16 protein-coding genes are annotated in these 18,531 nt (G+C 64.0%); 13 read left to right on the top strand and 3 right to left on the bottom strand.

What is annotated here, in order from left to right; all coding sequences use genetic code 11:
- Positions 1-99: 99 nt before the first annotated feature.
- The gene (gene htpG, locus ABB27_RS16550) at positions 100-2,004 is read right to left on the bottom strand and encodes a molecular chaperone HtpG (protein WP_057629970.1); all 1,905 of its coding nucleotides are present in this window, start codon (positions 2,002-2,004) and stop codon (positions 100-102) included.
- 202 nt (positions 2,005-2,206) lie between these two features.
- On the opposite strand from htpG, the gene rsmD reads away from it, so the two are divergent.
- From rsmD to ABB27_RS16580, 6 genes are all read left to right on the top strand, one after another.
- The gene (gene rsmD, locus ABB27_RS16555; RefSeq protein WP_057629972.1) at positions 2,207-2,827 is read left to right on the top strand and encodes a 16S rRNA (guanine(966)-N(2))-methyltransferase RsmD; all 621 of its coding nucleotides are present in this window, start codon (positions 2,207-2,209) and stop codon (positions 2,825-2,827) included.
- Positions 2,824-3,327 (top strand): pantetheine-phosphate adenylyltransferase, encoded by a 504-nt coding sequence (coaD, locus tag ABB27_RS16560; RefSeq protein WP_057629974.1) that lies wholly within the window; start codon positions 2,824-2,826, stop codon positions 3,325-3,327. Before rsmD ends, coaD begins: the two co-directional genes overlap by 4 nt.
- A 40-nt stretch (positions 3,328-3,367) precedes the next feature.
- Positions 3,368-3,856: a hypothetical protein gene (locus ABB27_RS16565; protein WP_057629976.1), complete on the top strand. Its 489-nt coding sequence runs from the start codon at positions 3,368-3,370 to the stop codon at positions 3,854-3,856.
- 331 nt (positions 3,857-4,187) lie between these two features.
- Complete coding sequence (locus ABB27_RS16570) at positions 4,188-4,454, top strand: YfhL family 4Fe-4S dicluster ferredoxin (RefSeq protein ID WP_057629977.1); 267 nt, start codon at positions 4,188-4,190, stop codon at positions 4,452-4,454.
- A 14-nt stretch (positions 4,455-4,468) separates the two neighbouring features.
- Entirely contained in the window at positions 4,469-6,211 is a 1,743-nt protein-coding gene (ggt, locus tag ABB27_RS16575) for a gamma-glutamyltransferase (RefSeq protein WP_057629979.1), read from the top strand.
- A 306-nt stretch (positions 6,212-6,517) separates the two neighbouring features.
- Positions 6,518-7,408 (top strand): MBL fold metallo-hydrolase, encoded by an 891-nt coding sequence (locus ABB27_RS16580; protein WP_057629981.1) that lies wholly within the window; start codon positions 6,518-6,520, stop codon positions 7,406-7,408.
- Between the two features lie 366 nt (positions 7,409-7,774).
- Here ABB27_RS16580 and upp read toward each other — a convergent pair whose 3' ends face one another.
- Positions 7,775-8,407, bottom strand: coding sequence for a uracil phosphoribosyltransferase (gene upp, locus ABB27_RS16585; RefSeq protein WP_057629983.1), 633 nt, complete (start codon positions 8,405-8,407; stop codon positions 7,775-7,777).
- Between the two features lie 169 nt (positions 8,408-8,576).
- Between upp and ABB27_RS16590 the strand changes: the two genes are divergently transcribed.
- The 6 genes from ABB27_RS16590 to ABB27_RS16615 all read left to right on the top strand — a co-directional run bounded on the left by ABB27_RS16590 (position 8,577) and on the right by ABB27_RS16615 (position 15,704).
- Positions 8,577-9,194 (top strand): hypothetical protein, encoded by a 618-nt coding sequence (locus tag ABB27_RS16590; RefSeq protein ID WP_152984643.1) that lies wholly within the window; start codon positions 8,577-8,579, stop codon positions 9,192-9,194.
- A gap of 210 nt (positions 9,195-9,404) precedes the next feature.
- Positions 9,405-11,921 carry a TonB-dependent receptor gene (locus tag ABB27_RS16595; protein ID WP_057630009.1) on the top strand — a complete coding sequence of 839 codons (2,517 nt, stop codon included), beginning with the start codon at positions 9,405-9,407 and terminating at the stop codon, positions 11,919-11,921.
- A 23-nt stretch (positions 11,922-11,944) separates the two neighbouring features.
- A complete protein-coding gene (locus tag ABB27_RS16600; RefSeq protein WP_057629987.1) occupies positions 11,945-13,027 on the top strand; it encodes an NHL repeat-containing protein in 1,083 nt (360 codons plus the stop codon).
- Positions 13,024-14,397: a purple acid phosphatase family protein gene (locus tag ABB27_RS16605; protein WP_057629989.1), complete on the top strand. Its 1,374-nt coding sequence runs from the start codon at positions 13,024-13,026 to the stop codon at positions 14,395-14,397. Before ABB27_RS16600 ends, ABB27_RS16605 begins: the two co-directional genes overlap by 4 nt.
- A gap of 4 nt (positions 14,398-14,401) precedes the next feature.
- A complete protein-coding gene (locus tag ABB27_RS16610) occupies positions 14,402-15,013 on the top strand; it encodes an inorganic diphosphatase (protein WP_057629991.1) in 612 nt (203 codons plus the stop codon).
- Between the two features lie 202 nt (positions 15,014-15,215).
- The gene (locus tag ABB27_RS16615; RefSeq protein ID WP_057629992.1) at positions 15,216-15,704 is read left to right on the top strand and encodes a hypothetical protein; all 489 of its coding nucleotides are present in this window, start codon (positions 15,216-15,218) and stop codon (positions 15,702-15,704) included.
- Between the two features lie 102 nt (positions 15,705-15,806).
- Here the strand turns inward: ABB27_RS16615 and ABB27_RS16620 are convergent, their stop codons facing one another.
- Positions 15,807-16,829, bottom strand: a complete 1,023-nt coding sequence (locus tag ABB27_RS16620; protein ID WP_057629994.1) for a LysR family transcriptional regulator — start codon at positions 16,827-16,829, stop codon at positions 15,807-15,809.
- Positions 16,830-17,375: 546 nt separating this feature from the next.
- Here ABB27_RS16620 and ABB27_RS16625 point away from each other — a divergent pair.
- Complete coding sequence (locus ABB27_RS16625) at positions 17,376-18,527, top strand: efflux RND transporter periplasmic adaptor subunit (protein ID WP_244479261.1); 1,152 nt, start codon at positions 17,376-17,378, stop codon at positions 18,525-18,527.
- Positions 18,528-18,531: the final 4 nt, after the last annotated feature.

Below are 18,531 nucleotides of genomic sequence, written 5' to 3' on the forward strand. Positions count from 1 at the left end.
GAGGGGTTGGGGTGAGGGCGGCTTTTGATTTTCCGCATAGGGCAAGAGCACCCCTCCCCAACCCTCCCCTTCGCTGCGCGAAAGGGAGGGGGCCAATCGTCAGGCCGACAGCTCCAGCAGCAGCTTGTTCAAGCGGCGTACGTAGCCGGCCGGGTCCTTCAGGCTGTCGCCGGCGGCCAGTGCGGCCTGGTCGAACAACACATGGGCAAGGTCGTTGAAGCGGTCCATGTCAGGCTCGGCATCGAGCTTTTCAATCAGCGGATGGCTCGGGTTGAACTCGAATACCGGCTTGCTGTCCGGCACCTTCTGGCCGCTGGCTTCCAGGATCTGGCGCATCTGCAGGCCCAGGTCCTGTTCGCCGATGGCCAGGATCGCCGGGGAATCGGTCAGCCGGTGCGAGACGCGCACCTCGGCCACTTCTTCGCCCAGCGCGGTCTTCAGGCGCGTGGCCAGGCCTTCCTTGGTCTTGGCGACTTCTTCCTGCGCCTTCTTGTCTTCTTCGCTTTCCAGCTTGCCCAGATCCAGGTCGCCACGGGCGATGTCGGCAAAGGACTTGCCGTCGAATTCGGTGAGGTAGCTCATCAGCCACTCGTCGATGCGATCGGTCATCAGCAGCACTTCGATGCCCTTCTTGCGGAACACCTCAAGATGCGGGCTGTCCTTGACCTGCTGGAAGCTCTCGCCGGTCAGGTAATAGATCTTGTCCTGGCCTTCGATCATGCGGCCGATATAGTCGGCCAAGGCAACGCTCTGCTCGCCGCTGCCATCATGGGTGGAGGCGAAGCGCAGCAGGCCGGCGACCTTTTCACGGTTGCCGTAGTCCTCGGCCGGGCCTTCCTTCAGCACCTGGCCGAAGTTCTTCCAGAAGCCTGCGTAGTCTTCCGGCTTGTCCTTGGCCAGCTTCTCCAGCATGTCCAGCGAACGCTTGGTCAGCGCCGACTTCATCGAGTCGATCACCGGGCCGGACTGCAGGATCTCGCGCGACACATTCAGCGGCAGGTCGTTGGAATCGACCACGCCCTTGATGAAACGCAGGTACAGCGGCAGGAACTGCTCGGCCTGGTCCATGATGAAAACGCGCTGCACATAGAGCTTCAGGCCCTTGGGTGCGTCGCGGTGGTACAGGTCGAACGGTGCGCGGCCCGGCGTGTACAGCAGCGAGGTGTACTCAAGCTTGCCTTCGACCTTGTTGTGGGTCCAGGCCAGCGGATCGGTCGGGTCATGCGCGATGTGCTTGTAGAACTCCTTGTACTCCTCGTCCTTGACCTCGGACTTGGGACGGGTCCACAGCGCGTTGGCGCGATTGACGGTTTCCCATTCCGGGGTAGCCGGCTTGTCGGCTTCTTCGCCGTGGTGTTCTTTCTGCAGCTCGATCGGCAGGCCGATATGGTCGGAGTACTTCTTGATCAGGCTGCGCAGCTGCCAGCCATCGGTATAGCTGTCTTCACCTTCCTTCAGGTGCAGCACGATGCGGGTGCCGCGCTCGGGCTTGTCGATGGTCTCGACCTCGAACTCGCCTTCGCCCCTGGAAGACCAATGCACGCCCTCGCTGGCCGGCAGGCCTGCGCGACGGCTGTAGACGTCGACCTGGTCGGCGACGATGAAGGCCGAGTAGAAGCCCACGCCGAACTGGCCGATCAGGTTGGAGTCCTTCTTCTGGTCACCGGACAGGTTCTTCAGGAACTCGGCGGTGCCGGATTTGGCGATGGTGCCCAGGTGCGCAATGGCTTCGTCGCGGCTCAGGCCGATGCCGTTGTCGTCGATGGTCAGGGTGCGCGCGACCGGGTCGGCCTCGATGCGGATGCGCAGCGGTGCGCCGCCTTCAAGCAGCTCGGGCTGGGTCAGCGCTTCGAAACGCAGCTTGTCGGCTGCGTCGGCGGCATTGGACACCAGCTCGCGCAGGAAGATTTCCTTGTTCGAGTACAGCGAGTGGATCATCAGGTGCAGCAGCTGCTTCACCTCGGTCTGGAAACCGCGGGTTTCCTTGTGATTCTGGTCAGTCATCGGTCGGGGTGCTCCGTTGCAGAGGGGCCGCGCAGCTGCGCGGCGGCTGCAACTGGGGTAAGGGTGAATGGGCCGATTTCAAGGTGGGCGCAGCCGGGGCGGGTGCTGGTCTATCATCTGCGCACCCCAGAGTTATTCGATGTAGGCCGCCGATGTATTTGATTTGCCACGTTTTGTCATTGGCTTTGCCGGTATGGGCCGGATGAGCGCGCCGCACGGCAAGGCGGCCGCCGGCAGCGGCCAGGTGCGCATCGTGGGTGGGCGCTGGCGCAATACCCGTCTGCAGGTTCCTGAATTGCCGGGTTTGCGGCCGACCAGCGACCGCGTTCGCGAAACCCTGTTCAACTGGCTGATGCCCAAACTGCCCGGCGCGCGGGTGCTGGATCTGTTCGCCGGCAGCGGTGCGCTGGGGCTGGAGGCGGTGTCGCGCGGTGCCGCCACGGCGCAGTTGGTCGAGCGCGATCCTCGCCTGGTGGCCGCCCTGCGTGGGGTGGTGGAGCGGCTGGATGCGACCACCCAGGTCGAGGTGATTGCCGCCGATGCGGTGCAATGGCTGGACAGCGCGGCTGCCGCGCAGGCCGATGTGGTGTTCCTGGACCCGCCTTTTGCCGCCGGTTTGTGGGAACAGGTGATCGCGCGGCTGCCCCGGCACCTGGCCGCGGACGCATGGCTGTACGTGGAAGCGCCGGTGGGCGCGGCTCCACTGTTGCCACCGGAATGGCAACTGCGGCGCGAAGGCAGTACCCGCGAAGTGGCCTATGCCCTCTATCGGCGAGCCGCTGCTACACTTCGCGGCGACATGAACGCGACCGAACCCGCATGACCTCAGCCAACCGCCGCATCGCTGTATACCCGGGCACTTTCGACCCGATCACCAATGGTCATATCGATCTGGTGAATCGTGCCGCGCCGCTGTTCGAGAAGGTGGTGGTGGGCGTGGCGCAGAGCCCGGCCAAGGGCCCAACGTTGTCGCTGGACCTGCGCGTGGCGCTGGCGGTGGAAGCCCTGCAGCACCACGACAATGTGGAAGTGGTGGGCTTCGATACCCTGCTGGCCCATTTCGTGCGCTCGGTACATGGCGGGGTGCTGCTGCGCGGCCTGCGTGCGGTGTCCGATTTCGAATACGAATTCCAGATGGCCAGCATGAACCGCCATCTGATCCCGGAGGTGGAAACCCTGTTCCTCACCCCCTCCGAACAGCACAGCTTCATTTCCTCCTCGCTGGTGCGTGAGATCGCCCGGTTGGGCGGGGATGTGTCGGGCTTCGTGCCGGCAACCGTGCTGGAAGCGTTGCGCAAGGCCCGCGAAGCACGCGGGCACTAAAACCTATTTCAGTAACACCACTTTCAACGGGAGAACGATCATGAAGAACACGATGCGCGTGCTGCTTGCCGCCTCGATGGTGCTGGCAGTAACTGCCTGCAAAAAAGAAGAAGCGCCGGTAGTTGAAGCGCAGCAGGCGCTGGTCGCCCCGGCCAAGGATGACGACGCAGGCTGGAAGAAGTACCTGCAGGCCGTTGCCGTGCAGAACATGGGCAACATCACCGCCAGCCCGTTCCTGTACTACCTGCCGCCGGCATCGGATCCGGAATTCGCCGCCAAGTACGACCGCCAGGTCGAGAGCGCCACCACCGCCATTGGCCGCGGCATCCAGCCGGGCAACATGCTGGCCTTCGGTTCGTCGAACTCGGCCAAGATGGCTGACCTGATCGAAACCGGCTTCAAGGACGTGCAGGCTGACTCGATGAAGGGTGTGCGCGTGGTGTTCATCGGCGACGCCGCCGACAACGCCCGCGTGCAGACCATCGTCAAGCCGACCGGCGCCGACTACATCTTCGTCGAAGCCAAGTAATTCAATGGCGGGGCTGCCTTGCGGCCCCGCTGTTGCCACGGCGGGGCCCCCGCACAGGTGGGGGTTGCTCCGGTTGCAGGGTTGGCCTGGCTCCGATCCGGTCCGGGGGCAGCCAGATTCAACAACTCCTGCACATTGCGGATGCCGCCCAAGCCGGTCTCCACATCAGCGGAACGGTGCGGGACTGCGGCGTTGCCGCCAGCCCGGCCCCGGCAAAAGCAGGATCCGGTAAGCTTGCTGTCGGCGCTGCTCTTGGCAGGCCATGAACAGCAGGTCCGATGAACCGGCATGCGCCGGTTGCAAGCCCCGCTCTGACGGGAACACCGCAACAATGTCTCTGAAAATCAATGAGCTCTGCGTCAACTGCGACGTCTGCGAGCCGGCCTGTCCCAACCAGGCAATCGCCATGGGCGAGACGATCTATGTGATCGATCCAGCCCGTTGCACCGAATGTGTCGGTCATTTCGATGAACCGCAATGTGTGGTGGTGTGCCCGGTCGAATGCATCGACCCGGACCCGGATATCGTCGAGACCGAAGATCAGCTGCTGGCCAAACTGGCCGGCCTGCAACGCGATCACCCTGAGCTCTACCCATAGGAGAAACCAACGGCATGAAACTCGTTGCTCGTTCGCTGCTGCTGTTCGCACTGGTGCTGGCACCGGTTGCGTGGGCCGCTGATACCGCACCGGCCCGCGCCGCGCACCCTGACGGCGCGGCAATTGCCAGCGGTCACTCGCTAGCAACCCAGGCCGGCATGGAAATCCTCGGCAAGGGCGGCAATGCGTTCGATGCCGCCATTGCCGTGTCGTCCACCCTGGCGGTGGTTGAGCCGATCAGCTCGGGACTGGGCGGCGGCGGTTTCTTCCTGCTGCACGACGCCAAGACCGGCAAGGACGTGATGCTGGACGCGCGCGAGACTTCGCCCGAATCCGCCACGCCGGACCGGTTCCTGGACAAGAACGGCGACCTTGACCGCGATCGCTCGGTCAATGGCCCGTGGTCGGCTGGCATCCCCGGCCTGCCGGCGGCACTGGTGAAGCTGGCGCGCGAACACGGCAAGCTGCCGCTCAGCGATTCGCTGGCACCGGCGATCCGCGTGGCCACCGATGGTTTCCCGGTGTATGCACGCATGGCGCGTGGCTACGCATCACGCCGTGAGGTGATGGACCGTTATCCGGGTACCCGCGAGGTCTACCTGCGCAACGGCAAGCCGATCGCCGAGGGCGACATCTTCAAGCAGCCGGAGCTGGCACACACCCTGCAGCTGCTCGCCGCCAACGGGTTTGACGGCTTCTACCGTGGCGAAACCGGGCGCAAGCTGCTGGCTGGCGTGAAGCAGGCCGGTGGCCGCTGGACCGCCGAGGAACTGGCCGGCTACACGGTCAAGACCCGCGAGCCGATCGTGTTCGATTACCGCGGCTGGAAGATCACCACCGCCTCGCCGCCGTCTTCCGGTGGCATCGCGCTGGCCTCGATGCTGCAGATCCTGGAACCCTGGGATCTGAACAAGATGGACCAGGCACACAGCACCCATCTGGTGGTGGAGGCGATGCGCCGTGCCTATCGCGACCGTACCTTCTTCCTCGGTGACCCGGACTTCGTCGACATCCCGCAGAAGGTGCTGACCAGCCGCGATTACGCACAGGGCCTGCGTGCCACCATCCATCCGGAAAAGGCCACGCCCAGCGACCTGTTGTCGGGCAACCCGACGCCGTTGGAAGACGACGAGACCACCCACTTCTCGATCATCGACAGTGAAGGCAACCGTGTTGGCGGCACGCAGACGGTGAACCTGCTGTATGGCTCGGGCTTGATTCCGGCCGGCACCGGCGTGCTGTTGAACAACGAGATGGACGATTTCGCGCTCAAGCCGGGCACGCCGAACGCGTTCGGGGTGATGGGTTATGCGGCCAACGCACCGGCCAAGGGCAAGCGCATGCTCAGCTCGATGACGCCGACGTTCATGGAGAATGACGACAAGGTGGTGGTGATCGGCACGCCGGGTGGCAGCCGCATCATCACCATGGTGCTGCTCGGCATCCTTGGCTATGACGCAGGTCTGGATGCGCAGCAGGTTGCCGCCTTGCCGCGCTACCACCACCAGTGGCTGCCGGATGAAATCTCGGCCGAGTCTGGCGCGTTCTCGCCGGAAGTGGCCAGGCAGTTGCAGGCGATGGGCCACAAGGTTGAACTGCCGGGTGACTTGGCAGCAGGCGGCCGCGGTTCCAGCCATGTCTGGGGCAACCTGCAGACGGTGGAATGGGACCGGCGCAGCAATGTGCTCAGCGGCGGTAGCGATCCGCGCAACCCGGTGGGCAGTGCCGAGGTTCGCAAATTCGGCAAGGCCGATTGAGTCAAACAGGAAACCCCGCTTCGGCGGGGTTTTTCTTTGCCCGGAGAATGCGCGGGTGCTGCGCTGTTTTTGCCGGCGCTACGTTTTCTGTGCCTTTTCGCTGGCGAGGGAATAGCAGTGAGTTCAGCACAGTGCACGCGCAATGCGCGAATCAGGCATCAGTCCCCGGCTAATATTAAACGCAGCAGTTGTCATCAATCCAGAAACAAGACGCAATGTTGCGTTGTTGATCTGTAGCGTCCTGCGTCAATTATCCGGCAGCATTTACTTGCGAATATTTAACGCGCGGCGGGTAGAATTTTTCAAATGAAACTATGGTCGATTCGCGGTAACTCGCAAAAACTCGATGGCGGTGCAATGTTCGGCAACGCACCCAAGGCCTTGTGGGAACGCTGGGCGCCGGCCGATGACGCCAATCGCATCGAACTGGCATGCCGGGCGTTGCTGGCCAGCCCTTTGGGTGGCAAGACGGTGCTGTTTGAAACCGGTATTGGCGCCTTCTTCGAGCCCAAGCTGCGCGAGCGCTACGGCGTGCAGGAGCCGCGACATGTGCTGATCGATTCGCTGCGTGAAGCGGGCTTCGAGCATGAGGACATCGACGTGGTGGTACTCAGCCACCTGCATTTCGACCATGCCGGTGGCTTGCTGGCGCCGTGGTCGGAAGGCCGCGAGCCCGAGTTGCTGTTTCCCAATGCGACCTTCGTGATTGGTGCCGAACATTGGGAGCGTGCCCGCCATCCGCACCCGCGTGACCGTGCCAGCTTCATTCCCGAGTTGGCCGGCTTGCTGGAAGCCAGCGGACGGCTGGAGATCGTGAGCGGCCCGTATTCGAAGGTGCTGGGCGAATCGGTGCGTTTCAGTTTCAGCGATGGCCATACCCCGGGGCTGATGCTGGCCGAGATCATCGGGCCGGAACTGGTCAATGGCCAGCCGCGTGGTGGCGTGGTGTTCTGTGCCGATCTGATACCAGGACGTTCGTGGGTGCATGTGCCGATCACCATGGGTTATGACCGCAACGCCGAACTGTTGATCGACGAGAAGCGGGCTTTCCTAGAAGACAAGCTGGCGCGCAACGTGCATCTGTTTTTCACCCACGACCCGCAGTGCGCGATGGCGCAGGTGGTGCGCGATGACAAGGGCCGTTTTGGCACCGCCCATGAAGTGAGCGAGTTGAAGGCACGTACGCTGGCGGCATGAACAAGCCAGCAATGCTCCGGTGGTGCCGAGCCATGCTCGGCAGGGGTTTCACCGGTAGTGCCGAGCCATGCTCGGCAGAAGCTTTCCCGGTAATGCCCCAAAGCCACCCTCACCCCAACCCCTCTCCCGAAGGGAGAGGGGCTAAGCCGGTAGTGCCGAGCCATGCTCGGCAGAGGCTTTCCCGGTATTGCCCCAAAGCCACCCTCACCCCAACCCCTCTCCCGAAGGGAGAGGGGCTAAACCGGTAGTGCCGAGCCATGCTCGGCAGAAGCTTCACCGATATCGTCCCAGCCGAGCATGGCTCGGCACTACAAAAAACAGGTGCCAGCGGCACCTGTTTGCATTCTGGGCGGTGACGCGACGGGCTCAACCCATCCGCGTGCCAAAGATGCGGTCGCCTGCATCACCCAGGCCCGGCATGATGTAACCCTTCTCGTTGAGGCGCTCATCGATGGCGGCGGTGTAGATCTCAACGTCCGGGTGCACGGCTTCCAGTGCCTTCAGGCCTTCCGGTGCGGCGACCAGGAAGATGCCCTTGATGCGGCGTGCGCCGGCACGCTTGAGCATGTCGATGGTGGCGATCAAGGTGCCGCCGGTGGCCAGCATCGGATCCAGGATCAGCGCATCGCGTTCTTCCAGGCGGCCGGTCAGGCGCTCGAAGTAGGGCACGGGCTGCAGGGTTTCCTCGTCGCGCTGCAGGCCGACCACGCTGACCCGCGCGGCCGGAATCAGTGACAGCACGCCGCTCAGCATGCCCAGCCCTGCACGCAGGATCGGCACCACTGTGATCTTGGCACCGGCAATGCGCTGCACCTGCACCGGCCCGGCCCAGCCGGCCTGGGTGTGGCTTTCCGTCTCCAGGTTGGCCGTGGCCTCATAGGCGAGCAGGGTGCCCAGCTCGTTGACCACCTCGCGGAAATCCTTGGTGCTCATGGACGCATCGCGGAGCAGGCCAATCTTGTGCTGGACCAGGGGGTGGCGGACTTCGACGATTTTCATGGGGAGAGGGCGCTGGAAAGGGGAGGACAGCATTTTAGCGCTTCTGCGCGTCGCCCCCTTCGGTGGCAGCACGCAGCCGCGCAGGTGTCAGGCAGTGCCGGCTCGTGAAGGCGGGCAAAGGGCTGGGCCATGCTGGTCGTCATCTTCCAGCACCTTCATGCAGGCGGGCGTGATCAATCGGTCGGTGGCCCAGAACGGGGTTTGTGGAGATGATGTCTGCTGCCGTGCGAGCGGCGCAGGGGAGGTCGATGAGATGCGGGTCTGTGCGGGGGTGTTGTTCGCCGTGTGTATCGGCAGTGCCGGGTCCGTGTCGGCGCAGCCGCCGCTTGAGCGGGAGCTGGTGAATCCAAGCGAGGTGATCTTTCGTGCCGGGGCGCCCTATATGGACCTCGGGCGGGGCCGGCTCGAGCCGCTGCAGCTGCGACGACAGAATGGCGAGCCGGTGTACTACCGGCTGGTCCGCTACGACGCGGAATCTGGATACCTGCAAGAACCCGAAGTCGAGTTGGTGGCGGCTGGCCCTGCCGCCGTGCCTGCGCGAAAGGAGCTGCCTACGCCGGCCGCATTGCAGGTAATCGAAAGCCGGATAGAGGGGCGTTTTGAGGGCTGGAGCGGTGCCAGTGTTTTCCATCTTGGGAACGGGCAGACCTGGGAGCAGGTGGATGGGCGCAGGCAGGCAGCAAACCGGTACTCCCCCAAGGTCACGTTGACCCGCTGGGACGTCGGCTACGAGTACGAGATGCAGGTCGAGGGCGTGTCCGGCACGATCCGGGTGCGGCGTCGCTGAAGTTGGTGGGCCATTGCTGGCGCTGCGCCATCAATTGCGAGCGTCTGCGTGCTGTACCCAGGCCATGACAGACTGAAATATTCCCGCTTTGCCACTGTAACTGTCGCGTAACTGAACGGACATACCGTGCACACCCATCCTTTACACAGATTGGGGGCGGTAGTGCGCAAGAGCGTCTTGGTAGTGGCGGTGACGACCGCGGTAGCCTGCATGGCTGTCGCGCCTGCATATGCACAACAGGCCACGGCCGATACTGCATCCACTGTTGCCAGCGGGGCTGCGGCAGCCATCGACCTGGAGCGTATTGAAGTACGCGCCCAGCGCGAAGCACAGATCCGCGCGGTGGAACTCAAGCGCGACGCCAATGGCGTGCAGGATGCGGTTGCCTCCGACTCGATGGGCGACTACCCGGACATGAATGTCGCCGAGTCGCTGCAGCGCCTGCCCGGCGTCAGTGTCACCCGCGATCAGGGTGAAGGTCGCTTCGTGGTGATCCGTGGTCTGGACGCGGCCTTGAACAGCGTCAGCATCGACGGCATCGCCATCGGTACGCCGGAGGATTCCTCGCGCGCGGCGCCGTTGGATGTGATTCCCTCCGAGTCCACCGAACGCCTGCGGGTGATCAAGTCGGCAACCCCGGACATGCCTGGCGATGCCATCGGCGGTGCGGTGGTGGTGGAGTCGGCCTCGGCCTTCGATCGCGATGGACGTTCCTTGAAGGGCAAGCTGGAAGGCAGCCACCAGGAGCTGTCCGGCGAGACCAGCCCGAAGGCGGCATTCAACTACAGCGAAGTATTCGGCGGCACGTTCGGTGTAGCGCTGGGTGTGAACTACCAGAAGCGCAAGTTCGAATCGGACAATACCGAAGTCGAGTACGACAACTTTGATGGCGGCGCCGACGATGATCTGGTCGCCGTCGACCTGCAGCACCGCAAGTACACCATCGAGCGCGAGCGCACCGGCGCCAACGTGAACCTGGACTGGCGCCCGGACGATGCCAACCGCTACTACCTGCGCACCCTGTACAGCCAGTTCGACGATGCCGAAACCCGCCAGCGCACCATCTTCGGCCTGGGCGACGGCGAAATCACTGCACTGGGTGGTGGTCGCTACCAGGTGGATGCGCTGCCGGCCGATGCCATCAGCAAGCGCATGCGCTACCGCACCAAGGAAGAGAATACCTTTGCGCTCAGCCTGGGCGGTGAGAATCGATTGACCGGCGCGGTGCTGGATTACCGCATCGGCTATACCAAGACCCGCGAGCGGGTGAACGATGAAATGGAAGCGCGCTTTGACTACGATGGCGACGACATGTCGGCCACGCTCAACCAGAACAGCGGCATCCCCGGCCTGAGCCTCAGCGACAGCGGCTGGATGGAGAACGCCAACTACGCCTTCGATCGGGTGGTGATCTCTCCCAAACAGATCGACGACAGCGAGCGCAGCGCCCAGGTCAACATCCGCTTCGATGGCGACAATGCCAGCTACAAGTTCGGCGTGCTCGGCCGTTGGCGCGAGCGCGACGTCAATGTGGACGAGGCCGAGCTGCGTACCGGTCCGGCGGTCGATCTGTCCAGCTGGAACGGCAAGACTCTGGACCACCGTGGCGGCAGCCTTGGTCAGGGCATGAGCTCGGCGGCGATGCGCGCCTGGTGGGCCGCCAACGGCAGCAAGTACAGCGCGAAATCCGGCGATGTCGCAGGCAACCTGATGACCTCGCTGGAAGAGGACTATGTGGCCAACGAGGACATCCTTGCGGCCTATGCGATGGGCACGTGGGACATCGGCGCGCTGCGTGTGATCGGCGGCGTGCGTGTGGAGAACACGCAGTTCAATGCCACTGGCAACGACGTGGATATCGCCAGCGATGGCAAGACCGTCAGCGTTGCCCCGCGTACCGCCAACAGCAGCTACAGCAGTGTGCTGCCGGGCCTGCACCTGCGTTATGACACCAACAACAACTGGGTGCTGCGCGGCTCGGTCAACAAGACCGTGGCACGCCCCGCATTTGGCGATGTGTCGCCGCGCCTTGCCGTCAATCGCGACGATGAAGAAGCGCGTATCGGCAACCCGAACCTGGACCCGTACGAGTCCACCAACCTGGATTTCTCGTTCGAGCGCTATCTGGGCGACAGCGGCATCGTCTCGCTGGGGCTGTTCCACAAATCCATCGACGGCTACATCGTGCAGACGGTGACCGACAACGACCCGCAATACCCGGGCTTCGACGTCACCCGTTCGATCAATGGCGACAAGGCCAAGGTGTTTGGTGCCGAGTTCAATTGGCAGCAGCAGCTGAGCTTCCTGCCGGGTGCATGGGCGGGGCTGTTGCTCGGCGCCAGTGGCACCTGGCTGGATACCGATTTTGATCCAGGTATTGCCGGCCGCGAGCGTGATGACTTCAACCTGCCGCGTGCCTCCAAGAACATCTACAGCGCGCATATCGGCTACGAGTGGGGCGGCCTGAGCACGCGCCTGGCTGGTGTCTATCGCAGCGAGTACCTGGACACCATCGGCGACAGCCGTGCCTTTGATATCTATGTTGCCCCGCACACCCAGCTTGATTTCAGCTTCGACTACAAGCTCAGCAAGAACGTGAGTCTGTATCTGGAAGCATCCAACCTGCTGGATGAGCCGCTGGAGCTGTACCAGGGCGTGCGCTCGCACACCCTGCAGAACGAGGAATACGGCCGCACCTACGCCATCGGCGTGAAGGTGGCACTGTGAGGGCCGCGCTGCTCTGCACGGCAATGGCGCTGGTGCTCAGTGCCTGCCACCCGGCGCCGCGCTCGGCGACGCCGCCGACCGCCGCCGATCTTGCCGAAGGCGCCACCGCCGCGCCGCCGAAGCTGGTGGCGGAAGCCTTCCTGACCCCGATGACGCCGGCCGACAACATCGACTCGCCGGCCAGCTGGCGCGGTGCCGATGGCCAGCTGTGGCTGATCGCCACCGCCAAGGCCACCGACAAGCTGGTGGTCTATGACGGCCAGACCGGCAAGCACCTGCGTGACATCGGCAGCACCGGCACCGCATTGGGCCAGTTTGATCGCCCCAACGGCATCGCCGTGCAGGACGATCTGGTGTTCATCGTCGAGCGCGACAACCACCGCGTGCAGGTGCTGCAGTTGCCTGACTTCAAGCCGCTTGGCGTGTTCGCCGGCAATGATCTGCGCAAGCCCTACGGCCTGTGGGTGAACCCGGTGCAGGGTGGCTATGACCTGTACGTCACCGATTCCTATGACGATGGCGAGGATGCGGCGGGCAACGACATCCTGCCGGCGTTGGAGCGTTTGAACGAGCGCGTACGCCGTTATCACGTCAACGTTGAGGGCGGCACGGTGCAGGCCAAGCTGGTGCGCAGCATCGGTGACAGCTCGCCCAAGGGCGCGCTGCGCGTGGTCGAATCGATCTGGGGCGATCCGGCCAACGACCGCCTGCTGATTGCCGAGGAAGATGAAACCTATGCCAGCGAGTTCAAGGTCTACAACCTGGCCGGCGATTTCAGTGGCCAGACGTTTGGCCGTGGCCTGTTCAAGGCGCAGGCCGAAGGCGTGATGCTGCGTACCTGCGGCGATGGCGGTTGGTGGATTACCACCGAGCAAGGCAAGGAGCGCAGCACTTTCCATCTCTTTGATCGCAAAACGCTGGCGCCGGTGGGATCGTTCCACGGCAATACCGTGGCCAATACCGATGGTATCTGGAACAGCCAGCAGGTCTCGGCGCGCTTCCCGCAGGGCGCCTTGTACGCGGTGCATGACGATCAGGGCGTGGTGGCCTTCGATTGGCGTGATATCGCCACGGCGTTGTCGCTGCCGCAGGATTGCGGCAAGTGAGGGGCCAACGTGTGAGGCAGGGGCTGCTACTGGCGGCCCTAATTGGAGCGGCTGGAGCGGTGGGGGCCGCTCCAGCCGCCGAGCCCAATACGCAGGTGCCGGCGGGGAGCCGGCACTATGCAGCAAGTGGTTTCCCGGACCGCATCGTCGCCTCGCCGGCGCAGGACGCAGGCAGCGGTTTTGCGGTGGCATGGCGTACCGCGCCGCTGGCGCAGCCGCCTTTGCTGGAGCTGGCCGTGGCCGGTGATTCGCCGGACATGGGCCAGGTGCAGCAGCTGCGCGCAAGCAGCCAGGCGTTGCAGACCGAGAACGGCGACAGCCAGCATCATCGTGTCCTCATCGATGGCCTGCAGGCCGACACCCTGTATGCCTATCGCGTGCAGGGGCAGGGCAGCTGGAGCGCGTGGCAGCATTTCCGCACGGCCGCTGCGGCAGGCGAACCGCTGACCGTGCTGTACTTCGGCGATACCCAGAACAAGAACCTCAGCCATGTCAGCCGGGTTATCCGCCAGGGCTGGCAGAGCGCACCGGATGCGCGGCTGACCCTGTTCGCCGGGGATCTGGTCAGCGGCGGCGACGGTGAGGATGACAACGAGTGGGGCGAGTGGTTCGCTGCCGGTGGCTGGCTGCTGCCGGGCATGGCGGTTGCGCCGGCGGCTGGCAACCACGAGTACTTCGAGGAATTCGAAGACACGCCGCAGGAGCGGCGGGTGCTCGGCAAGCATTGGCCGGTAACCTTCGCACTGCCGTCCAACGGCGCTGCCGCTACCGCCAGCACGACCTACTGGTTCGACTACCAGGGGCTGCGCGTGGTGGTGCTGGATGGCACCTCGGCGCTGGACCTGGGCACCGCCAAGGCACAGGCCAGCTGGCTGGAGAAAGTATTGGAGGACAGTGCGCAGGCGTGGAATATCGTGGTCGTGCACCAGCCGCTGTATCCGCTGCGTGCCGAACGCGACAGCTCGGTGCTGGCCAGCGAGATCCGGCCGGTGCTGCAGCGGCACAAGGTGGATCTGGTGCTACAAGGCCATGACCACACCTACGGCCGCCGCGCCGACGACGGTGCCAGCTTGCCGCAGTACATCTCATCGGTGGCCGGCCCCAAGCAGTACCGGCTGTCGCCGCAGGCGCGTGCGACGATGAAGCCCACCGCCGAGGACACGCAGTTGTTCCAGGTGCTGCGGCTGGACGACAAGGGCCTGCGCTACGAAGCACGTACGGCGACCGGCCGGCTGTATGACGCGTTCCAGATCAGCCGTGATGCGCAGGGCGGCAAGCGTTTCAGCGAAGTCACCGAGGGGCGCATCCCGCAGCGCGATTGCCCACGGCCTGTCTCACCAAAGGGCCGCGATGACCGGTGCTGGGAATGAACCGATGAGCAGCGTGCTGATGCGTCTGGGTGTGATGCTGCTGGCCACGGCGTCGCCGCTGCTGGCCAGCGCGCAGGTGCTGCATCCGTTTGCCTTGCCGCAAGCGGAGAACGCACCGCAGGAAGTGCTGCTGGCGGTGGAAATCCCCGCCGGTGGCGCGATCAAGTACGAGATCGGCACGCATGGCGAACTGCGGGTGGATCGTTTCCTGTCGATGCCGGTGGCTTACCCGGCCAACTACGGGGCAATGCCACAGACCCTGGCCGGCGATGGTGATCCGCTGGATGCGTTGGTGCTGACCCGCTTTCCGGTCCAGGCCGGTGCGGTGCTGCGATTCCGTCCGGTGGCGGTGCTGCGGATGCGCGACAAGGGCCAGGCCGATGAGAAAATCATCGGCGTGCCGGTGGATGCGCTGGATCCAACCTATGCCAAGGTTCGCGATCTGGATGACTTGCCGGAGATGGAAGTCCAGCGCATCGAGGCGTTCTTCCGCAGCTACAAGCAGCTGCCGGGTGGGGCAGACATCCAGCTCAACGGTTGGGGCGATGCGGCGCAGGCGCGGCAGGTGATCGGCCAGGCGCTGGCAGGCTATCGGCAGGCTCAAGGCGGGCCCTGAGTATCCAACCTGCTTCACGGCTATGCCTTTGGCTTCCCCCTATAATGAACACGGATTTGTCCCGATGTGTTCTCGCGGGTGTGCCAGCTGGACTGGGCCGCTGTGAGGGTAACTGGTAGCAATGACGGCCCAGCCACGGGGTTGGCTGGGCGATCACGGCGGGCTGTCGTCAGCGACAGGTGCCCAATCAAGGAGGGTGGTCATGCGCATTATGGGTAAGGCTTGGAGCAAGGTGGCCGTAGCGGCCATGTTGGTTGCGGTGGCAGCGAGTGCCGGGGCAGCGCCGCCGTTGGAGGAAGAGTTCGTCAACCCCAGCGAAGTGCTGTTCGAGGGTGGCAAGGCTTACGTCGATGCCGGTGGTGGCCGCATGGAGCAGCTGCACAGTCGCAAGCAGGGCGGCGAGACGGTGTACTACCGGTTGGTCCGCTATGACAACGAAAACGGTTATGTGGACAACGACGGTACGCCGGCGCTGGCGCAGAACTTCCAGAGCGAATCCAGTATTGGCGCCACGCCATACCGCTATTTTGGTTCCGGCCACTTTTCGCGCCCGGATTTCTACAACAGCCCGTACAACCGCGACGCCCGCCAGCGTTACTCGGGGCCCGGTTACTTCGGCAGCTGCAGTCGCTATGACGGCTGCAAGGAAGTACACATCGTGCCGCTGTGGCCGTACTACCGCGGCTATTGAGTTTGCCGGCAGCTGATCGCCGGCGACCCGGCCTGATCAATTGATGCCAGAACAACAACGGCGCCCTTCAGGGGCGCCGTTGTTGTTTGTGTTGATGCCCGCTCAGGCGCTGAGCGCCTCAACGATGCGCAGCTTGGGGTGGCCCTTGGAGCGCTGCTGGTATTCCTGTTCGATATCCGCCAGCCGCTTGGCGTTGGGGCACTGCAGCAGCATGTAGTTGGCATCGAAGTTGAGTTTGTCGACCAGGAAGTCGATGAACACGCGCACCTTCGGCGACACCAGGCGGCCACCTGCAAAGACCGCGTTGAAGTCGTAATCCGGCCCGGTCCAGCCCGGCAGCACGCGGCGTACTAGGCCGGCTTCGACAAAGGGTTTGGCCATCACATCGCTGCTCAGCACCAGGCCTTCGCCGGCCACCAGTGGTGCGTTCAGGGCTGATGGATCGTTGGCGATGATCAAGGGATTGACGCCAAATTCGCGCATCTCGCCGCCATGCTCGACCAGCGTCCACGCAAAGCGTTGGGTTTGCCCGTGATGGTTCTTGCGTACTGCCAGCGTGCGATGGAACTGCAACTCATCCGGATGCTGCGGTTCGCCATGCAGGTCGATATAGGCCGGGCTGGCGAATACCTGGGTGCGCAGGCTGCCGAGCTTGCGGGCGATCAGGTTGGAGTCGGGCAGGGGACCAACCCGCAGCGCCATGTCCACTTCACCGCTGATCAGGTCCAGCGCTTCGTTGCCCAGGTGCATGTCCACCCGGATATCCGGATAGGCACTCTGGAACTGGCCCAGCAGTGGCGCAATCCAGCTGGTGCCGATCGAGTATGGAACGGTGAAGCGTAACCAGCCACGCGGCCCCGATTGCAGCTGGCTGACGGCGCTCTCGGCCTGGTCCAGCTCGCGGGCAATGCGTTGGCAATGCTCGTAATAGACCGTTCCGGCTTCGGTCAGGCCGAGACGGCGGGTGGTCCGGTGCAAGAGACGCGCGCCCAAGCGTGTCTCCAATTCCTGCACCTTGCGGCTGACCGTGGTCTTGGGTTGGCCCAGCAGGCGCGCAGCGGCGGTGAAGCTGCCCTGTTCGACGACTTTGACGAAGATCAGTGTGTCGTTGAGATCATTGGCCATCGGAGAACCCTTGCGGCAGCGGAATTGTGCCGGCGACGGGATGATTATTCCCTTGAATCCGTACTAATCAAGTATGGATTTGAGGCCTACCGTGTACGCCTGTATTCACGACGGACAAGTCGCCATGCGTATGCGCTCCCCACTGGCTCTTCCTGCGCCACGCCGCGAACCCAGTTACAGCAATGTTCTACCGCCAGCTTTGGCGGGCAATCGATTGAATTCGTTGCAGTTTGAGGCCTTGTTGGATGCGGCGCGGGTACTGCCCAAGCCGGCGCCTGTGGTTCCCGCACGCACTGGCATGCGCGAACTACTGAAGTCGTTTGTCCCATTGATGGTCCAAAAATTTCCGCGGGCGGGATAGTGAACGATCCACTCCTCATGCGGTTTTCGCCAGCACTGCGCAAACGCGGCTGCAGCGTCCCAGCGCCAACGCGATGTCCAGGCTCGCCTTGTCTTCCTTCAGTCCCCTGATTACCTCCCCCCTTGGAGCATGAAATGAAAGGTATCTCCCAGACCCCCACGCTTCGACGCGCGGCGTTTGCCAGCATGTCGGCCCTGTCCCTGGCCGTACTGGTCGCCTGCGGCGGCCATGCCGGAAGCGGTGCAGCGCCGCCGCCGGAGGTCAGCGTCGCGCCGGTGCTGATCAAGCAGGTTGCGCAGTGGGATGAGTTCAGCGGCCGCGTCGAGGCGGTGCAGAGCGTTGAATTGCGTCCGCGCGTCTCCGGCTACATCGACAAGGTCAACTATGTCGAAGGCGACGAGGTGAAAAAGGGTGACGTGCTGTTCACCATTGACGCGCGCAGCTACCAGGCCGAATTCAACCGCGCCCAGGCCGAGTTGAACCGGGCACGCACCCAGGCCACGCTGGCCCGCAGTGAATCCGAACGCGCGCGCCGCCTGGCCGAGCAGCAGGCCATTGCCGCCGAGACCGCCGAGCAGCGCCGGGCTGGCGCGGACCAGGCCGGTGCGCAGGTGCAGGCCGCGCAGGCGGCCCTGGATGCCGCACGGCTCAACCTGGAGTTCACCAAGGTGCGCGCACCTATCGATGGCCGTGCCGGGCGGGCGATGGTCACCGCTGGCAACCTGGTCACCGCCGGTGATGCTGCCAGCGTGCTGACCACGCTGGTGTCGCTGGATACGGTGCATGTCTACTTCGATGCCGACGAATCCACCTACCTGCGCTATGCGCAGATGGCACGCGACGGCCAGCGCCCGAGCGAGCGCGATCAGGCCTTGCCGGTGAAGGTGGGCTTGAGCGGTGAGGATGGCTTCCCGCACGAAGGCAAGGTTGATTTCCTCGACAACCAGGTCACCCGCAGTACCGGCACCATCCGCGTGCGTGCCCTGCTGGAAAACAGCGACCGTCAATTCACCCCCGGCCTGTTTGCACGTGTGCGTTTGCTGGGCAGCGGCCAGTTCCAGGCGGTGCTGGTGGACGACAAGGCGGTGCTGACCGACCAGGATCGCAAATACGTCTACGTGCTGGACAAGGACGGCAAGTCGGAGCGGCGTGACGTGCAGCTCGGCCGCAATGCTGAAGGCCTGCGCATTGTCGAACACGGGCTGGCTGCGGGCGACAAGGTCATCGTTGACGGGGTGCAGAAGGTGTACATGCCCGGCATGCCGGTGCAGGCCAAGCCGGTGCCCATGCAGCGTGCCGCAGCCGCACCCACGCAGGCTGTGAGCAGCATCAACTAAGCCG

Origin of the sequence: Stenotrophomonas terrae, assembly GCF_001431465.1 — a bacterium.
Taxonomy (GTDB): Bacteria; Pseudomonadota; Gammaproteobacteria; order Xanthomonadales; family Xanthomonadaceae; genus Stenotrophomonas; species Stenotrophomonas terrae.

Bases quoted from the DNA above. Each gene is read 5' to 3' on its own strand.
- ABB27_RS16570 (WP_057629977.1), top strand. From the start codon at position 4,188: ATGTCTCTGAAAATCAATGAGCTCTGCGTCAACTGCGACGTCTGCGAG.
- ABB27_RS16600 (WP_057629987.1), top strand. From the start codon at position 11,945: ATGGCGCTGGTGCTCAGTGCCTGCCACCCGGCGCCGCGCTCGGCGACG.
- ABB27_RS16610 (WP_057629991.1), top strand. From the start codon at position 14,402: ATGAGCAGCGTGCTGATGCGTCTGGGTGTGATGCTGCTGGCCACGGCG.
- ABB27_RS16565 (WP_057629976.1), top strand. From the start codon at position 3,368: ATGAAGAACACGATGCGCGTGCTGCTTGCCGCCTCGATGGTGCTGGCA.
- ABB27_RS16625 (WP_244479261.1), top strand. From the start codon at position 17,376: ATGTCGGCCCTGTCCCTGGCCGTACTGGTCGCCTGCGGCGGCCATGCC.
- coaD (WP_057629974.1), top strand. From the start codon at position 2,824: ATGACCTCAGCCAACCGCCGCATCGCTGTATACCCGGGCACTTTCGAC.
- ABB27_RS16580 (WP_057629981.1), top strand. From the start codon at position 6,518: ATGAAACTATGGTCGATTCGCGGTAACTCGCAAAAACTCGATGGCGGT.
- rsmD (WP_057629972.1), top strand. From the start codon at position 2,207: ATGAGCGCGCCGCACGGCAAGGCGGCCGCCGGCAGCGGCCAGGTGCGC.
- ABB27_RS16615 (WP_057629992.1), top strand. From the start codon at position 15,216: ATGCGCATTATGGGTAAGGCTTGGAGCAAGGTGGCCGTAGCGGCCATG.
- upp (WP_057629983.1), bottom strand. From the start codon at position 8,407: ATGAAAATCGTCGAAGTCCGCCACCCCCTGGTCCAGCACAAGATTGGC.
- ABB27_RS16620 (WP_057629994.1), bottom strand. From the start codon at position 16,829: ATGGCCAATGATCTCAACGACACACTGATCTTCGTCAAAGTCGTCGAA.
- htpG (WP_057629970.1), bottom strand. From the start codon at position 2,004: ATGACTGACCAGAATCACAAGGAAACCCGCGGTTTCCAGACCGAGGTG.
- ABB27_RS16595 (WP_057630009.1), top strand. From the start codon at position 9,405: ATGGCTGTCGCGCCTGCATATGCACAACAGGCCACGGCCGATACTGCA.
- ggt (WP_057629979.1), top strand. From the start codon at position 4,469: ATGAAACTCGTTGCTCGTTCGCTGCTGCTGTTCGCACTGGTGCTGGCA.